The organism is Alteromonas sp. K632G (assembly GCF_017653625.1).
In the GTDB taxonomy this organism is placed as follows: Bacteria; Pseudomonadota; Gammaproteobacteria; order Enterobacterales; family Alteromonadaceae; genus Alteromonas; species Alteromonas naphthalenivorans.
In genome coordinates, this window is sequence record NZ_JAGGDM010000029.1 from 16,459 (window position 1) to 34,008 (window position 17,550).

Annotated in this window: 14 protein-coding genes; 8 read left to right on the top strand and 6 right to left on the bottom strand. The window is 43.7% G+C overall.

Features of this window, described 5'->3' with window-relative positions; genetic code table 11:
- The first annotated feature begins 256 nt into the window (after positions 1–256).
- The 4 genes from J5X92_RS20060 to J5X92_RS20070 are packed head-to-tail and all read left to right on the top strand — an operon-like array spanning position 257 to position 4,160.
- Positions 257–1,411 carry a pepsin-like aspartyl protease gene (locus J5X92_RS20060; RefSeq protein ID WP_126873728.1) on the top strand — a complete coding sequence of 385 codons (1,155 nt, stop codon included), beginning with the start codon at positions 257–259 and terminating at the stop codon, positions 1,409–1,411.
- A complete protein-coding gene (locus J5X92_RS21185; protein ID WP_244361127.1) occupies positions 1,411–1,764 on the top strand; it encodes a hypothetical protein in 354 nt (117 codons plus the stop codon). The genes J5X92_RS20060 and J5X92_RS21185 overlap by 1 nt, the downstream gene beginning before the upstream one ends.
- Positions 1,730–3,739 (top strand): xylulose 5-phosphate 3-epimerase, encoded by a 2,010-nt coding sequence (locus J5X92_RS20065; RefSeq protein WP_244361130.1) that lies wholly within the window; start codon positions 1,730–1,732, stop codon positions 3,737–3,739. The genes J5X92_RS21185 and J5X92_RS20065 overlap by 35 nt, the downstream gene beginning before the upstream one ends.
- A gap of 31 nt (positions 3,740–3,770) precedes the next feature.
- Positions 3,771–4,160: a hypothetical protein gene (locus J5X92_RS20070; RefSeq protein ID WP_126873727.1), complete on the top strand. Its 390-nt coding sequence runs from the start codon at positions 3,771–3,773 to the stop codon at positions 4,158–4,160.
- A 43-nt stretch (positions 4,161–4,203) separates the two neighbouring features.
- Here the strand turns inward: J5X92_RS20070 and J5X92_RS20075 are convergent, their stop codons facing one another.
- A complete protein-coding gene (locus J5X92_RS20075; RefSeq protein ID WP_126873726.1) occupies positions 4,204–4,596 on the bottom strand; it encodes a hypothetical protein in 393 nt (130 codons plus the stop codon).
- Positions 4,596–6,272, bottom strand: coding sequence for a S41 family peptidase (locus tag J5X92_RS20080; RefSeq protein WP_208806383.1), 1,677 nt, complete (start codon positions 6,270–6,272; stop codon positions 4,596–4,598). The genes J5X92_RS20075 and J5X92_RS20080 overlap by 1 nt, the downstream gene beginning before the upstream one ends.
- Positions 6,273–6,565: 293 nt before the next feature.
- Between J5X92_RS20080 and J5X92_RS20085 the strand changes: the two genes are divergently transcribed.
- On the top strand, positions 6,566–7,951 hold the full coding sequence (locus J5X92_RS20085) for a DUF4397 domain-containing protein (RefSeq protein ID WP_126873724.1): 1,386 nt from the start codon (positions 6,566–6,568) through the stop codon (positions 7,949–7,951).
- A gap of 56 nt (positions 7,952–8,007) precedes the next feature.
- On the opposite strand, the gene J5X92_RS20090 is transcribed toward J5X92_RS20085, so the two are convergent.
- Together J5X92_RS20090 and J5X92_RS20095 are read right to left on the bottom strand one after the other, a co-directional pair.
- Entirely contained in the window at positions 8,008–10,410 is a 2,403-nt protein-coding gene (locus J5X92_RS20090) for a membrane-bound PQQ-dependent dehydrogenase, glucose/quinate/shikimate family (protein WP_185864198.1), read from the bottom strand.
- A gap of 350 nt (positions 10,411–10,760) precedes the next feature.
- A complete protein-coding gene (locus J5X92_RS20095; protein WP_126873723.1) occupies positions 10,761–12,653 on the bottom strand; it encodes an alpha-amylase family glycosyl hydrolase in 1,893 nt (630 codons plus the stop codon).
- 423 nt (positions 12,654–13,076) lie between these two features.
- Here J5X92_RS20095 and J5X92_RS20100 point away from each other — a divergent pair, with 423 nt between their 5' ends.
- The gene (locus J5X92_RS20100) at positions 13,077–13,589 is read left to right on the top strand and encodes a hypothetical protein (protein WP_126873722.1); all 513 of its coding nucleotides are present in this window, start codon (positions 13,077–13,079) and stop codon (positions 13,587–13,589) included.
- 116 nt (positions 13,590–13,705) lie between these two features.
- On the opposite strand, the gene J5X92_RS20105 is transcribed toward J5X92_RS20100, so the two are convergent.
- The gene (locus J5X92_RS20105; protein WP_013783037.1) at positions 13,706–14,035 is read right to left on the bottom strand and encodes a four-helix bundle copper-binding protein; all 330 of its coding nucleotides are present in this window, start codon (positions 14,033–14,035) and stop codon (positions 13,706–13,708) included.
- A 429-nt stretch (positions 14,036–14,464) separates the two neighbouring features.
- On the opposite strand from J5X92_RS20105, the gene J5X92_RS20110 reads away from it, so the two are divergent.
- A complete protein-coding gene (locus J5X92_RS20110; RefSeq protein WP_013783038.1) occupies positions 14,465–14,887 on the top strand; it encodes a CBS domain-containing protein in 423 nt (140 codons plus the stop codon).
- An 87-nt stretch (positions 14,888–14,974) separates the two neighbouring features.
- Here the strand turns inward: J5X92_RS20110 and J5X92_RS20115 are convergent, their stop codons facing one another.
- Positions 14,975–16,204 (bottom strand): sodium:proton antiporter, encoded by a 1,230-nt coding sequence (locus J5X92_RS20115; RefSeq protein ID WP_126873721.1) that lies wholly within the window; start codon positions 16,202–16,204, stop codon positions 14,975–14,977.
- Positions 16,205–16,598: 394 nt separating this feature from the next.
- Between J5X92_RS20115 and J5X92_RS20120 the strand changes: the two genes are divergently transcribed.
- Complete coding sequence (locus J5X92_RS20120) at positions 16,599–17,426, top strand: galactosyltransferase-related protein (protein ID WP_013783040.1); 828 nt, start codon at positions 16,599–16,601, stop codon at positions 17,424–17,426.
- The last annotated feature ends 124 nt before the right edge of the window (positions 17,427–17,550 follow it).

A 17,550-nucleotide genomic window follows, 5' to 3' on the forward strand; every position in this document is an offset into this window, starting at 1 on the left:
TTACCCTACATAATGGTTAAGTGAATAAACGCTGTAGAGGCAGCGCGTTTTTACTGTTTCGTCTAGCGACATACCCCTAATTCTGAACTTCAATATATAGTGGTGCCTGATACAAAAGCGGAAGATCAAAAGTAGTTTTTGATTTATGGGCCCTTATTTCTCAGCCACTATTTTTTTGTAATTTATTTGTTCCTAGAGTGATCAATATGGAAGAACGGTTCGTTTATAAAATTATCCCAAAGCACATAATTGAGCTATGCGAGATAATAGATCCTCATACCCCGTTAGAGACTCCGATGATTGTTGTAAAGATTTCTGTGGGGAAAATAACTCTGAAAGAATTCTTGTTTGTAATGCGGGAAGTGGTTCTCTGGAACTTCAGTTATGGGAGGGAAATAATCGACTCGAACATCAGTCCATTGAAGGTGAACCAGAACAGCTCCTTAATCATTTTACCTCATACCTAAATGACGCTTTGCCTTGCAGCACACTATTATACCGTGTTGTTCACATTGGAAAAAAGGATAGTAATCCTCAAAAGGTTGATGAGGATTGCCTGAATGAAATTAGACATTGGTTACCCTTAGCCCCTCTTCATAACAAAATCTCACTTGAATTAATTGAACATGGGCTTCACAAGTGGCCCGATTGCAATCACTTTGTTTTTTCCGATTCTGCTCTTTTTAATACCCTTCCAGAGTACGCGAGAGTTTATCCGCTTCCAGATGAACTATCCAAACGGTGGCCAGTCATGAAATATGGTTTCCATGGGCTTGCACATCAATCTCAATGGGAGCAACTTCAAAAACAAAAGCGATTTAAGCGTGTTATTACCATTCATTTAGGGGGTGGAAGTTCATTAGCTGCCTGGCAGGATGGATGCGTAATAGATACCACTATGGGGTATACCCCAACCGACGGTTTACCCATGACAACGCGCAGCGGTGCTATCGACCCAAACATCGTTCTGCATTTGCTAGAGCATGGAAACTACACGTTAGAAAGCTTATCCAAAATGTTTAATAGTGAAGCGGGGCTGGCTGGTTTGAGTGGTATTTCCGGAGATTATCGCACACTGAAACAGAGCCAAAATGCCGATGCGGTTCTCGCTCGCGACGTATATTCTTATGCACTGACCAAAGCAATTGGATCTTTTATGGGGGTCTTGGGTGGCGTAGACGCAATTGCCTTCGGTGGAGGGCTAGGGGAGCACCAACCTGAAGTGAGGGAATCTGGGTTGTCACGTTTTGCAGGGCTTGGCATTTCTGTCTCTAAAGAGAAAAACAAGCATGCAGAAGGATGCTGTGCAATTCACGATACAGGTTCCCAAACTGAGATTTGGGTTACCCCCAGTGACGAATGCAAAGTGATGCTTAACCAATATAAAACGTATACGAAGGAGAATGGATAATGCCGGCAGTATTCAACGCAAAAGTTAATGACGCTTTCAATGAGTGGTCTAAGGGGTATGGAAAAATCCAACATACTTCCTCGACGATGAATATTGTCGAAAAGTATTTATCCCAACACTATCACGCTGCATGTGGTGAACAATCCGAATTATTAAACGCAATAGAATTGCTAAAAGCAGCTGATCGAATCTGTAGTGCCAGCATGTGGTTGGTTGCCCACATGACCTACGCAAAACGTGTGTCTATGGCAGGCAACCCACTAAATATCGACGATTTTAAAGAAAAAGCGCAGGGCCATACAGGGGGGGGCACTGAATATGACGCCCGCTTATACAGGGTATCTTCTGGCTAATGCTTTAAGCGGTAAAACTCGCTCATGGGTTATGGGCCAAGGGCACTGTGTGGCGGCAATAGAAGCTGTGAATGCAATTACCGGCAATCAGTATGAAGAGAAAGAACAACTTTATTCATGTAACGAGAAAGGGCTGAGCCGGCTGTGTAATGACTACTACCGATATGATCTAAATGCCGAAGGGCAATTAGAGTCTCGTGTGGGAAGTCATGTAAATTTACACACGGCGGGAGGAATTTCTGAGGGAGGGTATTTAGGTTTCACTTCACTCAAGTACGTTCATATGCCGCTTCCGGGGCAAGAGCTGGTCACCTTTTTAAGTGACGGGGCATTTGAAGAGCAAAGAGGAAGTGATTGGGCTCCGCGCTGGTGGCGTGCTTCAGACACAGGATTAGTCGCGCCTGTTATGATTGATAACGGACGCAGAATTGATCAGCGTACTTTGATGGTACAAGAAGGGGGCACCAGTTACTTTAAACAACATCTGGAGTTACACGATTTTGATCCTGTCACTATAGATGGTAGCGATCCTGCCGCATACGCAATTGCAATCATTAATGCTACGGAGACGTTAGCTAAACGCGGTTACGAAGCAGAATCTGGGCGGAATTCGTACCCTGTCAAACTACCCTATATTATTGCTGAGGTTGCAAAAGGCTATGGTCTACCTTCAGCAGGGACAAATGCAGCGCATAGTCTCCCGTTAGGTAATAGCTTAGTAGATGACGATAAGGCAAGAGCAGCTTTTAATGAGGCAACGGCTAAGCTTCATGTTCCTCAAGAAGCGCTATTAGAAAGTGTTAAGGTTTTGAATAATCATCGGAGCACCGAACGAGTACAGGAAAAGGATCATGAATTACGGTTATTAAAACAAGTTAGCCTAACTTTTCCCGATGATAATTATTCAGAAGTAGAGGGATCAGTATCGTGCCTTGCTCAGATTGATCAGTGGATTAACGACTTGATCCTTACCAATAAGTCTTTGCGCTTTCGATTGGGGAACCCTGACGAGATACAAAGCAATCAAATGATGGCTACAATCAGAACGCTTAAGCACCGTGTAAGTGCACCAGAAGACGAAGAGTTAGAGTCGTTAACAGGTGGGGTGATTACCGCACTAAATGAAGAAGCCGTGGTGTCAGCAGTGTTGGCTAATAAGCAAGGTATAGGTTTGGTTGTAACCTACGAAGCTTTCGCAATGAAAATGCTAGGAGCCATGAGGCAAGAAGCCATTTTTTCCCGAAATTTAAAAGTATCGAATCGTTCGGCAAGTTGGATAAGCGTGCCTATAATAGCCACCTCGCATACGTGGGAAAACGGAAAAAATGAACAGTCTCATCAAGATCCTAAGTTTACTGAAAACTGGATTTGCGAAATGTCTGATGTAGCACCTGTGTATTTTCCGATTGATGCCAACACTTCAAACTCAATACTTAAAAACGTATATCAAACCCATGGCAAAATTGCTGCTATCGTGGCGGCAAAAAAAGAATTACCAGTCATTACGAATAAAGCTGAGTCTGAACATGCCGCGAATGAGGGATTATTTATTGCCCTGGAACAATCAAGCCCAGATATACAGCTTATAGCCGTAGGCGGGTATCAATTGCAGGCTTGTCTTTCTGCGGCAAATTCGTTGAAGAAGGAGGGGATAAAATGCTCGGTTGTCGCTCTGCTAGAACCAGGTCGATTTCGTGCACCTCGAGACAAAACAGAGGCTGAATATTGCCATGAGCCTGCGAGCATAGAGCGTATTTTACCTAAATCTCCACTACGTATTATCGTTACACACACAGGTGCAGAAGTAATGGCGGGAGTATTAAGGCAGTTAGATCTGGGTCCACACAAAACAACCTTCATAGGTTACAACAATCAAGGCGGTACCTTAAATTTAGAAGGTATGCTAAACGTTAATGGCCAGTCAGCAGAAGGTATTCAAAATACAGCTAAAGACATGATTAATGGGGCAAAGTAAAAATGGGGCAGAGTAAAAATGGGGGGTGCGTATGTGGCCGACGGTGCGTACTAATGCGACACATTTGCTCAGCGCATTTCGTAGCGAGCCAGCATGGCTGTTCGGTGATATTGATGCGCTTATGCCTGAAGACTTAACCGCTGAAGAGCAAATTGACTATGTAAAAAGCGCGCTTCAAAAAACAACCACTCTAGTGATCAATAAACAAAAAATACCTGTTGAAACGGTTAGCTACACCTCGCATAGCGAAGCACTTCCACACGACGCTGAACTAGTATTGCAGTCTCGACACACATTTGCGCATGTAGATGAAGTGACTTTATCGCTTTCAAAAGCATTGGGCTCGGTACATACGAGTTTTGTAAAGCCGCAATACCAGCGGGTGGGTGCTGGCGAGTCTGCAACCGTAAAGTATAAATAATGGGTCAGAGTTAATTAAACACTCTGACCCTTTTTAAAATTTGCTATTGTGCTAAGCAAGAAATATCACTTAGCTTTTCAATATCACCAGTTAGATCATTGCGCAAAACACAATGCTCACCATCGGTCAGTAAGGTAAACGTAAATGCGGGATTATTGTGCCTTCCCTCAATAGGTAATCTTCTTTCGTCCAAGTGTGCTTTACGCTCAATACTAACTTGCGAAGACTCAGAAAATACATCGTCGGCAAGGGTAATTTTGATGCCACCAAACCAGTCGCTAATTTTAGTTTCTATTATCTGTTTCTGGGCAAAACTCAAGTCGTCAGTGAGTGCGTCAACCAAGTCTTTTTCATTCGGCACAGGGGTCATTGCGCAGCCACTTGCTACAGCAAGTGGAATGACAAGTGCACCTAGTACCGTTTTAACAACTGCCATTATTCGCGCTCCTCAATAACAGGTTCGTTAACCTTATTGTGCAAAATAAAGGTATTTCTACGAGTATTCGGATTATCAATAGATAACAGGGCTTCTCCTGTTTGGTTACTCGCTGTGCTAGCAGCACTTTCTTGATTACCTAAAGCGTTAGCCCTAGTGAGTTCTTCTGTGGAAGCAACCACAGGGCAGCTGCCGGTAGCAGAATATTCTAAGGCCGCTGCAAGCATGGCTTCTTCGGGGTCACCTAGTGATGCTGTAAAATCGTCTTCCACATCACAGCCGGGTAGTTCAAAGTCGAAGCTAGGGGATGCTACCGGCATAAAACCGTCGGCGTAATCGCCGAAGCCTTTATTGTTCACACCTTGGAACTGAATAGTGAAATAGGTTTCGCCGCAGTTATCGGTAGGGTAGAAACCATATGGCTTGCCACAGGTAGTAGAGCCTATTTGTACCACTTCAACAACGACCCCCCGCAATGCGTTCATTACCGCTTCACTGGCTGAGCACGTTGAACCCGTGGTTATCACGTAAACACGTGTAAGCGACAAACTAGGTAACAAGGTGCTGGTTAGTACGCCTGCATTGTAGTCTATTTCATTACTATAAAATGGGGTTGCTTGTACCGTGCCGCCGGTTACCGGGTTTGTTGTACCGCTCTTATCGTTAAAGCGAGTGGTTTCAAAAATAGCGTTATTAGTTTGGCTAGGGCCTGCTACCATATAGGAAACCTGAGAAGCCAAAGCCAACAGGCCTCCACCGTTGTAACGTAAATCTATAACCAGTTCGGTTACATTCTCATCTACGAATAAATCAAACGCATCGATAAGGCCATCTTGGGCTGTGCGAATAAAGGTATTGAACTGAAAATAACCTGTTTTGCCATTTTCAGTATCTAGCACGCTAACGTTTTGCACTGGCGTTACGCTTACATCGGATGATGTGATGTCCACAGCTAGCGAACTGCCGTCAATAAGTTCAAATTCGAAATTGGTAATAGTGCCCGCGCTTTCAGGAAATAGCGCCGCATTAAGGGCATCAACACCAGCTTGGGTGTTGTCGTTCACGAAGTCGATACCATTGACCGTAATCAATGAAGCGCCGCGAGGTACATTGGCCAATGCAGCAGGAGAGTCAGGTTCAGTAAAACGAACCACAAGCTCTCGAGGGTAAGTGTTAGCAACAAACTCCCAGTCGAATCCATACCCAGATGACACCCCTGATTGCGATAGCTCATTGTATTCTGCGGTGTCTTGAGAAAAGTGAAAGTTATCTTTAGCTGTTCCGCTTGGGGTTAATTCGTTGGTTTTTAACTGATCGAAGTAGGCTATTACCGAGAAATTCTCGGGGTCATTGTCATCAACTTCGTCGTACCAAAGATAAGTGTCGTTGGTCCATGAACGTAACCACAGTTTTTCATCTAACGCGGAGCCTTGTGAATCAGGGTAAGCGCTGCCTGTGAAGGGATCTATCCCTGTTCTTGGTGATTCACATTGCGCGATAAAAGTAGATTGTGATTCATACACACCTGGATCCCAAGTGGGTTCGTTACTAACAGGTGGTGTAGTAGTTACTGGTGTGGTGGTATTGCCACCTCCGCTACCGCCTCCACAACCACTTAGAATCACAACAGTTACTGCTAGAGCAACACCAGTACATTTACGCGCGTTTATCAGCATAGATTTTCCTTATCTAGTCGGCCAACAAAACGCAGGCCATAGAATTAAATAAATATTGCCACAGAACAACACATCTGACCGCACTTTTTTCTTACTACGACACACGCTGAAACAAACTTGCTTGCAGATCATTTACCAAAAGTGAAGGAGTAATGGCTACACACTTCCCGAGGTGGGTTTTTTTCTACTATACGTTCAAATGTTGAAATCCTCTTTACGCCTTATTTACTCAGCTTTGCGCAACTATCCCCACGAAAATGCCTCCTAGAACACAATTTGAAAAGAGTGATGTTATGTATTTTTATCAGCGGTGTTTCACCAGTGTGGCCATTATTAGCGCATTATCATTAACCGGATGCGTATATGTTGAAGATGACGAAGACGGAGATGGCAATGGCAATGGCTACGCACAATATGTGAATTTAGTGCCCCAATCGCCCGATATAGAGTTTGTGGTAGATGATGACTCGGAAGGAGAAATGTCGTTTGCCGAAGCCACCGCATACTCATATGTAAGCAATGTTTCTTACGACATTGAGTTTAATCAAATACTGCCTAACACGGAAAATAGCAATTTTATCGACGAAGATTCACTTAAAGTCGATAACAAAAAAGTACATAGCTACATTTTATATGGCGAGACCGACTACCCTAGTAGCTTGGAAATAGAAATAGACGTGTCCGATGTTTACGACTCAGATTTTGACGATGGTTACGCTATGGCGCAATTTGCCAACTTAGCCAGCTACGACGACTCTGTCGATGTATACATTCTTGATGCCGATAGCTCACTGACTAATCAGTCAGCCTCCTATACGCTTTCATTAGCCGATGTCAGTGGAGACACTGAGTTGGACGCTGGCGATTATAAAATAGTCTTTACCGAGTCAGGCACCGATACTATTTTAGCGATGAAAAACGACATAACTATTGAAGAAGGAGAGGCGCTATCTTACGTATTAGTTAGTTATGACAGTGCGGGAATAGAGGATTCATTTTTCAGCATTGTGGAGCTTAACAGCAGCGGGGCGAGGCAACTAACTAATGAAGCGCAAGACAGTTACCTTCGGGCAAGTAACAATATTACTAATACTAGTGCTATATCAGTGGCTCAAAGTACTACGTCAAATTTAGTCGCGGAAGATATTTATTTTGGTGAACTGTCTGACTTTATTTTAATAGCCATTGATGACCCAGACGAGGCAACTAATGTTGATATTTATCTTCGTGACAGCGATAGCCAAGCCGTATTAGAAAGTACTAGCATAGATTTTCATGCAGATGAAATTGCGCTGTTATTAGGTAGTGGAAATGCAAACTCCACGGTTACGTCTTATTCCAATACCGAAGACTTAAGAATTATTGAAACCCACGCGAAACTGCTTTTTTCTCATAATATTGACAACGAAAGCAGTACCTCAATTTCTGTGAAGGTGATTGAGCAAGGAAGTTCGCCTGACTCATACGATGAATCTGACTCATTTTCTTATTTGAGCACTCTTGATGTAGAAATTGAAGCTGGTGATTATGATGTATATGTTTACGATAGCGAAACTGACGATTTACTGTTAGAAACCACGCTCTATGACGTTCAAGCAAGCGATGTTATTAATCTTGTTTTATCAGACTACGATTACGGCGGCGCCCCCTATCAAGTTTTTACTCATTATAACGAGTAACAAAAATAACAGGGTCAGAGTAAATTAACTAAAAATGTAATCTGACCCAATTTCTGCTACTGGTCTAGTGCGTACGCAATGACATAATCCCCTGGTGGTGTCTCCATAAAGTGGTGGCCGGCAGCAACGATGACCAAGTAACTTTTTCCATTTTCACGATACATCATTGGGTTCGCTTGCCCGCCTGCGGGTAACGCGTCTTGCCAAACTGTTTCCCCGGTATTGATATCTATAGCGCGAATAAGGTTATCGGTGGCTGCTGCGATAAAAATTAAACCGCTTTTTGTAACAACACTTCCGCCATTATTGGGCGTACCTATAGTTAGCGGTAGACCTGAGGCAAATCCAAAAGGACCGTTATTTCGCGCTGTACCTAGTGGGCGATCCCACAATGTACTGCCATCTTCCAAGCTTATAGCACGTATACCACCGTAAGGAGGTTGCTTGCATAATAATTCTGTAAACCCTAAGCGCCATCCCGCATTCACATCCACGGCGTAAGGGGTGCCTTGTTGAGGGTCACCGGCACCTTCCGGACCACCCTCATCATGCTCCATTTCATCTCGTGGTTTCCAGCCTCGCTCGTTCGCTTCTTCGCGGCTAACCAGTCGGTTAAAATTCGGCATGTCATTATAATTGGCAATGAGTACGCCTCGAGAAGGATCGATTGCTACGCTTCCCCAATCGGAGCCGCCGTTGTACCCGGGATATTGGATCCAGTGTTGATCTGTGGTTGGTGGGGTATAAATGCCCTTATAGCTGGCTTTTTGAAATTGAATTCGGCAAGCCAGTTGGTCAAACATGGTCACGCCCCACATGTCTCTGGCGGTTAGGTCCGGTTTACGAAGCGTGTGAAATGTTGAGAATGGCTGGGTGCTAGAACGCTTCTCTGGCCCTACACCACCAGTTGGGACCTTGCGGTCTTCTACGCCCGTCAGTAGTTCACCGGTTTCTCTGTTTAATACATAAATATCACCCTGCTTACTTGGTAGCACAACTGCAGGTATAGGTCCGTTATCAGTAGGGTAGTCTATAAGGCTAACTTGAGAGCCCAAATCGTAGTCCCAAACGTCTTTGTGAACAGTTTGGAATGACCAAGCAGGTTTTCCCGTATTAACGTCCATCGCCACTAGCGAGGTTGAGTATTTGAGTTCTTCAGAAGTGCGTGAGCTACTCCAGTAGTCGGCAGACGAGTTACCCATGGGCAAATAAGCAAGACCTAAATCATTATCGCCGGTGGCTGAGGTCCACATGTTTGGCGTACCTCTGGTATAGGTTTCCCCCTCTGGCGGTAGTTTGGTGATGTAAGGCTTTTCCATGTCCCATGCCCAGCGAAGCTCACCAGTTTGCACATCAAACCCTTTTATAACGCCTGATGGGGCATAACGTTTTTGGCCATCTAATACTTGATGACCTGTTATAATAACCCCCTGAACAATAACGGGAACGCCGGTAATCGCTACAAATCCACTGGGGGTTTTTCCCATATTTTTTTTAATATCGACCTCACCCTGATTACCAAAATCGAGACAGGGCTTACCCGACTGTGCATCGACTTCGATGATCCTTCCATCTAACGTTCCGCTCACTATTCGTTCATTGCAGGCTTGCGTGGTAGATGGGTTATTGCTATTTGGTACCTTGTAATAGGCGACGCCTCTACAGGCTGCAGTATAAGGTATGTCTTCGTCGGCAACTTTGGGATCATAACGCCATATTTCCTCACCGCTCTCAGCGCTTAAAGCAATTAATTGGTTTCTTGCTGAACACAAATATAGTTTGTCGTCGATTTTAATGGGTGTGGTTTCAGCGCCATATCGCTTAGAGGGGATATCTCTTGTTCTGTATTGCCATGCCCGTTTTAACGAAGAAACGTTTTCAGGAGTTATATCGGTTATTGGTGAATACCGACTGGCATTGTTATCTCGCCCATACACCGGCCAATCATCATCGCTAATATCGCCAAGCCCGTTACCCCTACCGAGTTTTATCGAACTACTTCCTGCCTCTGCAGTGGTAGCGTTATGAGTCCAGTTAGTCGGCACGAACGCCATACAAAAGGCACCTACAAAAATAACTAAAAATGCGCCGGCAAGAGAAAAACTCGTTCGTCTCGAAATGTTAAAGCTTGGAAGTAGAAGCGCAAGAATTAACCCCAGTAGAACAGGTACACCCATGCGCGGTACCCAGCGCCAGTAATCTAAGCCTGATTCCCAAATAGTCCAGCCAAGGGTACCCAAGAATAAAAGGGCAAAAAGCCATAAGCCCAAACGTTGACGGAAATATAGTAAGAGGCTCGTTAATATTAACGTAGCCCCTGCAATAAGGTAGTAATAGGAGCCGCCCTCTATAGCTAGCCAAGCTCCGCCTACTGCTAAATATAACCCGATAAAAAAGCTTACTACTGAGAATATTCTTAGCAGCCAATTAGAGATGCGATGGTTTGAGGAGGAAGGCATTTTACCGTTTCCTTTTTTCAAGGTGGAACGAAGAGCGTAGAATTAAGTTCATGGCAAATCTAAAATCAACGTTATGTCAGAACAATCCGTTTTACTCACTTAAAGATGACTCAAGTAAGCCAATGCAATGCAAAGCACGCACCATCTTGAATTAACGGTAATTTCGGGCGAATTAAGGGGGAAGCCCTCCGCAAAATGAAATCATTTCACGGTGGGTGTAACAATTACTTAGATTAGTGAATTGAGAAATGCGGTTAGTTTATGAGAAATTTACGGCTAAACTAAGCGCGATTTCTTTATCGTTTACCGTAGCATTAGCACCTGATTTTCTTGTAGTGCGTTTGCCATTGTTAATGATTAAGCTGAAAAATTAAGACTTGATAGGCTTCCAGGTAAAGCATGGCGTAACTATTTCCTTCACGATTGCTATTTTCCTCATGATCATTATCTTCTTCATGATCATTATCTTCTTCATGATCATTATCTCTTTCGTGATCATTATGTTCTTCACCAGCGGTATCATTCAAAAATGAAAAGTCGCTTGGCTCGTGATATCCCCCGTACCAATTAAAAATACAATGCCATTGACCTTTGTTTAGGTTGGGTATTTCGTAATTATCGTGTGCTTGATCCTTAAAGTTTATGACAATCATTACCTTGTCGTTTTCGGCTTGGTTTGTATCATCATCGCCGTTATCGCCTCGGATGTAGGCTAGTACGCCATTGTCTTTATCGAAGTGCGTCACTGTTACCTCATTACTATGTAAGCTTGGGCTACCCTTGCGTAACGCGATTAAGGCTTTGTAGGCTTTGTGTAACTGCGGAAAATTCTGTTCTCTCGACCAATCTAGAGGGTCCATATCATCAAACCAAAGATCTTCTAGCAACTCTTGGCCTTGGAATAACATGGGAATACCAGGCGCTGTGAGGGTAAGTGCTGCAGCTATTACAGAACGTTGACGAGCGAAGTAGTCTTTATCCACGTTACCAGGTGCTATTTCTTCTGCTAAACGCGCGCTACCGTTTGCCACTTCATCATGGGATTCCACGTAAATCACGCGGCGAAAAGGGTCGTCGGAGTATTGCTGCGTAAGTGCTTCTTGGACGGTAGCAATATCTCTATTCTCGTCGTCTGGCTGGGTTAAAACATCTCGTATTGGATGGACAAAGTGTGCATCCCATTGTGCCGTGTAACCAAGCCCACCGTCTTCTGTGGAATTGGTGACGAAGTCATTTCCGTGAAGATCTTCGGCAACGACGATTTTTTCTGGGTGACGTTGCTGTATTTCGCTGTTTATCCAGCGAATTAAATCATAAGCCTCTTCAATGGAATCTTCAGGAGTTTCTGAACCAGATACAGAACGCATATAGGGGATCATGTCCATACGCAAGCCATCTAGTCTGTATTCATCTAGCCACATCATTGCATTATCAAAAATGTATTGGCGCACTTCTGGTCGGCCATAATCTGGTCTTGTATCGCCCCACGGGGTGTCACTACGCCAGTCATTGTAAAAGTAAATACCGCCTTTATTGTTTTCAGACCAGCCATCGAATTGCCAAAGGTGAAGATCACTTGGTCCAAAGTGGTTGTAAACCACATCTAATACTACGGCGATACCTCGTGCATGAGCTTCGCGAACAAAGTCTTTCAAGCCATTTGGTCCACCGTAAGCTTCTTCAACCGCAAACGGGTAGGCAGGGTTGTAACCCCAGCTGAAGTCACCTGCAAATTCATTAACGGGCATCAATTCAATACAGTTAATACCGAGTTCTGCAAGGTAATCTAATTTTTCGATAGCACTATCAAATGTGCCAGGCTTATTCGGCGTTCCATTTTCGTCTCTTTCTTTGCAGTTAAATGTGCCTATGTGCAGTTCATAAATAACCAGCGACTTTTTGTCGGGCATAGAGAAGGGAGCATCAGGCCAATGATAGTCATCATCATAAACAATTGAGGCTCCGACACTGTTGGTAAGCAATCGAGCCCTAGGATCGTTGCGCTTTAATACGTCGCCAGATTCGGTAGTAATAAGAAATTGGTATTGCTGATTGTTTTTTAGCTCTGGTACGTTTGCAGCCCATACCCCACCGTCTTCTTTAGATAGCGCAAGTCCGTCGTCACTCCAGTCGTCAAATTCTCCATGTATGGATACGCTAGCCGCATGCGGCGCCCAAACACAAACTTTGTAGCCTTTATCTAACTTGCTTAAACCCATAGGAGGGGGATTATGCTGTGGCATTTGAGCTCTCAGTAGAGTTGTAATATGAACCCATCATTAAGCGTAAAACGCGCCAACACAGCATCTATAGATAAATAAAAACGAGGGCTTGTCTGAAAGCCACGAACTTTGCCCGCTGTGTTTAAATTTTCTACTTGTTTAAGTGCCATCCACACCATTTTGAATTCGTAAGGTAGGGAGTAGGAAATAAGTAATTTTTGCAATTTCACGGTAAATTTGTCAGCACTATATGTATAACGGTGCCTTTTCGCGTTTACTCAAATTCGCTTAGTTAAGGGGGCGTGGTGAGTATTCCTAACAGCTTCACAGCTGCTTCTATCGATAATTCTTTTTAAGGGAATGAGTTTTGCAATTCTTATTTCTATAACTGAAGTTAGTCCGAGTTCGTTAACCTAATGCTGAGCGTTACAAAAAGGAAACATTATGAGTAATGAGATCAGAGGAAAAGTCTGCGCCATCTATACCGATGAAACTAGCGCCAAAACTGCCGCCGAGTCGGTACGAGAAAAAGCTGCGTTGAAGCCTGATGAGGTCAACATTTTAAATCCTCACGACACTCAGTTTGACCAGAAGATAGAGAATAAGGACAGCCAGGTCGGCTTTTTTATGCTCAAAGCTCATATCGCGATGGGCATAGTCGGCGTTGTTGTCGGTGTTGTCATCGCTGCAATTTTATCTTTTATTGGGCCAAGCTATACACAAGATAGCCCCATGATGACCACACTAGCGCTTTCAATATTGGGTTTGTTTGGTGGGTTAATGATTGCAGGCTTTATATCCCTTAGGCCAGATCAGGATGGTGTGGTGGATCAGGCTAGAAACGCCACCCGAGAAGGCAAGTGGGTAGTAGTAGTCAATAGTCCTTCCCATGAAAAAACAGAGCAAGCATATAACCTACTAGGCAAAACAGCCGTTTCAGTAACCAGCAGCTTGTAGAGAAATAGGGGCGGAGTACGCTGTTTCCGTCTACCGAGTTTCCGTCTGCCGAAGAATCTAGATTTCGACGTAGGTGAAGACGTAAGTGAAAAGGTACTCTGCCAACATTTTTGGGTTTAGGCAGCCATTGCACGGCAGCTTTCAGCACATTCGCTACACGCTTTAGCGCAAGCTTGGCAATGTGGTGCTTCATGTTTACCACATTCTTTCGCACACGCATCGCATATTTCTGCGCAGAGCTTACATATTTGTGGGGCGAACTTACTGCCACGCGCCATTGCAGCGGCAGCGAATCGGCATAGGGCAGCACAGTCCATATCTAAACGTATACACTCCGCCATTTCGGCTATATTGTCTTCTTCCAAACAGGCAGTAGAGCAGTGGTCGCAAGCATCTGCACAGCGATTACAAGCATCAACACATTCGCGGTATTCCTCAGGTAACATAATATTCTCCTAATTTTCAAAGTTCATAAATAGAATTTCAGTTCCCTAAACTTATTGTCGCTATATGAAGTGAGACTTCTGCACGCCAATAGCAAGCTTAAGGATACACGGAGAGAATTGCGGGATTCATGCCAGTGCTTACTGTTTTTACGATACGTTATTGGAAAAAGCGATTTTGCAAGTTCATGAACGGGCTATGGCGAGCTGCTTTTATGGGCGCCGGTTTTTGAAGTCAGTAATGGAACCAAATTTTTGAAGCGAGTTGTCGTCCATAACTATAATCTTTACGTAAAAAATGTATTTTCTACATAACTTTGGTTTTTTAAGGCGCCGAACCCCTTATCAAACTGGCTTTGATACTGGTAGAACACTTGCATAGTAAAAGAGAGCTTGGCGTTCGCCAAGCTTCAACCAAAAGGAGCAAGATGAATGTATATACATGAAGTTATGACTAACAATACCGAAATACTACCTTCTAATACCACAGTGATGGAAACAGCAAAAAAAATGGCCGAAATGAAGGCTGGCCTTATGCCTGTCTACAACAACGATAAACTGGTTGGTATCGTGACTGACAGAGATTTAGTTGTAAATGCAGTGGCAAAGGGAGTCAGCTTAGATGACAGCATTTCCTCTATTTTAAGTGAGCCTGTCCTCTATTGTTTCAAAGACGACGACACCGATACTGTATTAGGGAATATGAGCAAAAATGAGGTTCAACGTCTTGTAGTATTAGATAGTGAAGAAAATAAGCAATTAGTTGGGGTAGTATCGGTAGGTGATATCGCCAGTAAGTGTGAGAGTAGCGATACGGCGAAATCTATAGTGGATTGCTGTAAACATTATCATTAGTCGATCCGGTGTAATCTAGCAAAAAAGATATACTTCAAGGAGAGCTTACTCAAGGAGAACTGAGTAGTACTCTCCTTTTTATAGCCATTATTCCTTATCTTCTTTCTTAACTGCCCAGAGTTTAGCCAAAGGTGCCGCTGTTACTCCGTGAACAATTAGTGAAGCGGTAATAACCAAACTACCCGCCGTCCACGCGATATCATGTCCACTCTTATCTAAGATTACCATACCGTAGAATAGCGCAGAGATCCCTATAGGGCCGAAATGCCCAGCTAATAGGGCTAACTTCCAATTGTTCCATATAGGAAGAAAAGTAGAGAGCGCAATAATAACCGGTATGCGCCTAACAAGTAGAATGGCCAGCGCAAACCACACGCCGTCCCACCCAAGCTCAAACCAACTATCTATAGGTAACATTAAGCCTAAAAATATGAAAATAGGAAGGGTGAAAAAAAGATTAACGGTTTCTTGTACTTTGTCTTCTTTCGCTCTATCTGAACCGCCTACCAGCTGACTGAAAACCATACCTGCAACGAATACCGCTAAGACACTATCGGTGGATAGGAATTTAGCGACGCCTAATGTCAGCAGCGTCAATGCCAAGGTGGTAGCCAAAAAAGCTGAATGGTCGAGGGTTTTTTTGTGTTCAGCTAATAACAGCGACTTGCCGACAATCCAGCCTAATAACGCCCCTAGTACAATAGCGCCACCAATCTCCCACAACACTACTCGCAGCCCCCAAGTTAGCCAAGGGCTATGTTCTGCTGGCGTCAACAACAGAATTGGTAATAGCACTAGGGGGTAAGCCAAACCGTCATTTATGGCTGATTCAGTAGACAGGCCATAGCGGAATCGATCTGGCAGGTGTTTTCGCGCTAATCCGCCGGTAACGATTGAACTTGCGACCACGGGATCGGTAGGGCAGATAGCCGCGCCAATTAGAAGCGCAATAAGTAGAGGTACCCCTAATATCCAGTGTGCCATTAAGCTGCTGAGAAAAAACATTGCAGGCATTCCTACACCTAGCAACAGAAAGAACGATTTTTTATGGTCGAATAAGTAGTTTCTAGGAATCCGCAGCGCTATTGCCATTAGACTGATGCCGATTGTAACGCGAGCGCATTCTTCAAGGAGTTTATTACTATCGCCCCATAAATCAGGGGTTAGTATGCTAGTGCCTATTGGGCCGAGGACAACACCTACAATAAACGCGAGAAGTGGCATGGAAAGGTAAGAACGATTTATCACTCGCGTAAGCATGCCTAACGTTAAGACAACCGCGCCAATAGTTATTAAGGCAAGATTTAACTGGTTCAAGTGTTACCCCTCCTTGTCATTTTTCCTTTCTATTTAAAGCCCCGTATTGCGTAGAGTATCAGTGTACTAATTCAGAGAAAGGCGAATCATGTAGACCGATGCAGAGCTATGAGCCTGCTCTAGAAACCGAGTTATGATTATATAGTGGTAGAACGCAAATATTGTTCAATTTACCAACCGCTCAAATTATCTTAATGACGCCAAAATATCATATGTGGAAAATAGGAAGCGAAAACGTCGCTAGTAAGAGTGAGTACGTAAAACTTTCCCCTAACATTACAAAAATTTCATATGCTATCGCTGTCTTTTTTGCAACACCTTGATTAGTAGTGAATTAATATGGGTATGCCCTTTGCTCGTTTATATATTTGTTCTGGCCTATCAGAGACTTCTCATGAATCAACATTCTTCAATTAGTGTCATCATCACAGTGAAATCCCGCATAGAGGCATTTACCGCATTCGTAAATCGACTTGAAAAGGCGGAGCTACCACCCCGCGAATTAATCGTGGTCTGGATGGGAAGGCCTTCAGAACACTCGCTTTACAAAAGTGAGGTATTTAACATTGTTCATCGGTTTGATAACTGTGAAGAATTAGATATTGCGGGGGCGCGAAATAGAGGGTTAGCAGCAGCTACATCTTCTCTGTGTTTGTTTATGAACGTTGAGAGCATATTTTCACCTCAGCTATTTAAGTGCTTGCAAAACTCATGGTCTCAATCTCGTGTTATAACCAGCAAAATATCATGTGTTTCAGAAGATATAAGCCTTACCGATTATTCCGATTTAATTGAGCACACTAACAATAATCCCGAAACAAAGGAGAATGGCTCTGACTGCGCTTTTAGTATTCGACAAAATAGTACACTTTTTTGCATTGGAACCGACGATTTAAAGCGTATTGGCGGTTTCGATGAGGGATATCGAGGATATGGCCTGAATGATGAAGACTTCTTTCAAACATGTATAAATGCGAATCTTGATATTGAACGTATAGATCTGATCACCTTTATTAAAGAGCGCGAAAATTATCGATGCCCCGTAAATCATCTAATCGACTTTGTTTCTAATGCAGGGCGCTATAAACAAAAGTGGGGTGAATACCCATGCCCAGAAATATTGCAGGACTTTGCGGATAAGGGCTACATCAACCAGAGCTTCCAGAAAGAAGAACTTCATATTCTTCGTTTACCGACCCAAGAGGAGCAGTACTTTAAATAGCGGGACATAAAGGGGGCAGAGTACATTATCACCTAAGAGTCAACGTACCTGACTCCGGCGTGTAAACCTTTGCGTTATAGTCTCCAGATTTACATACGGTTAGCAGAATTAAAGTACTCTGACC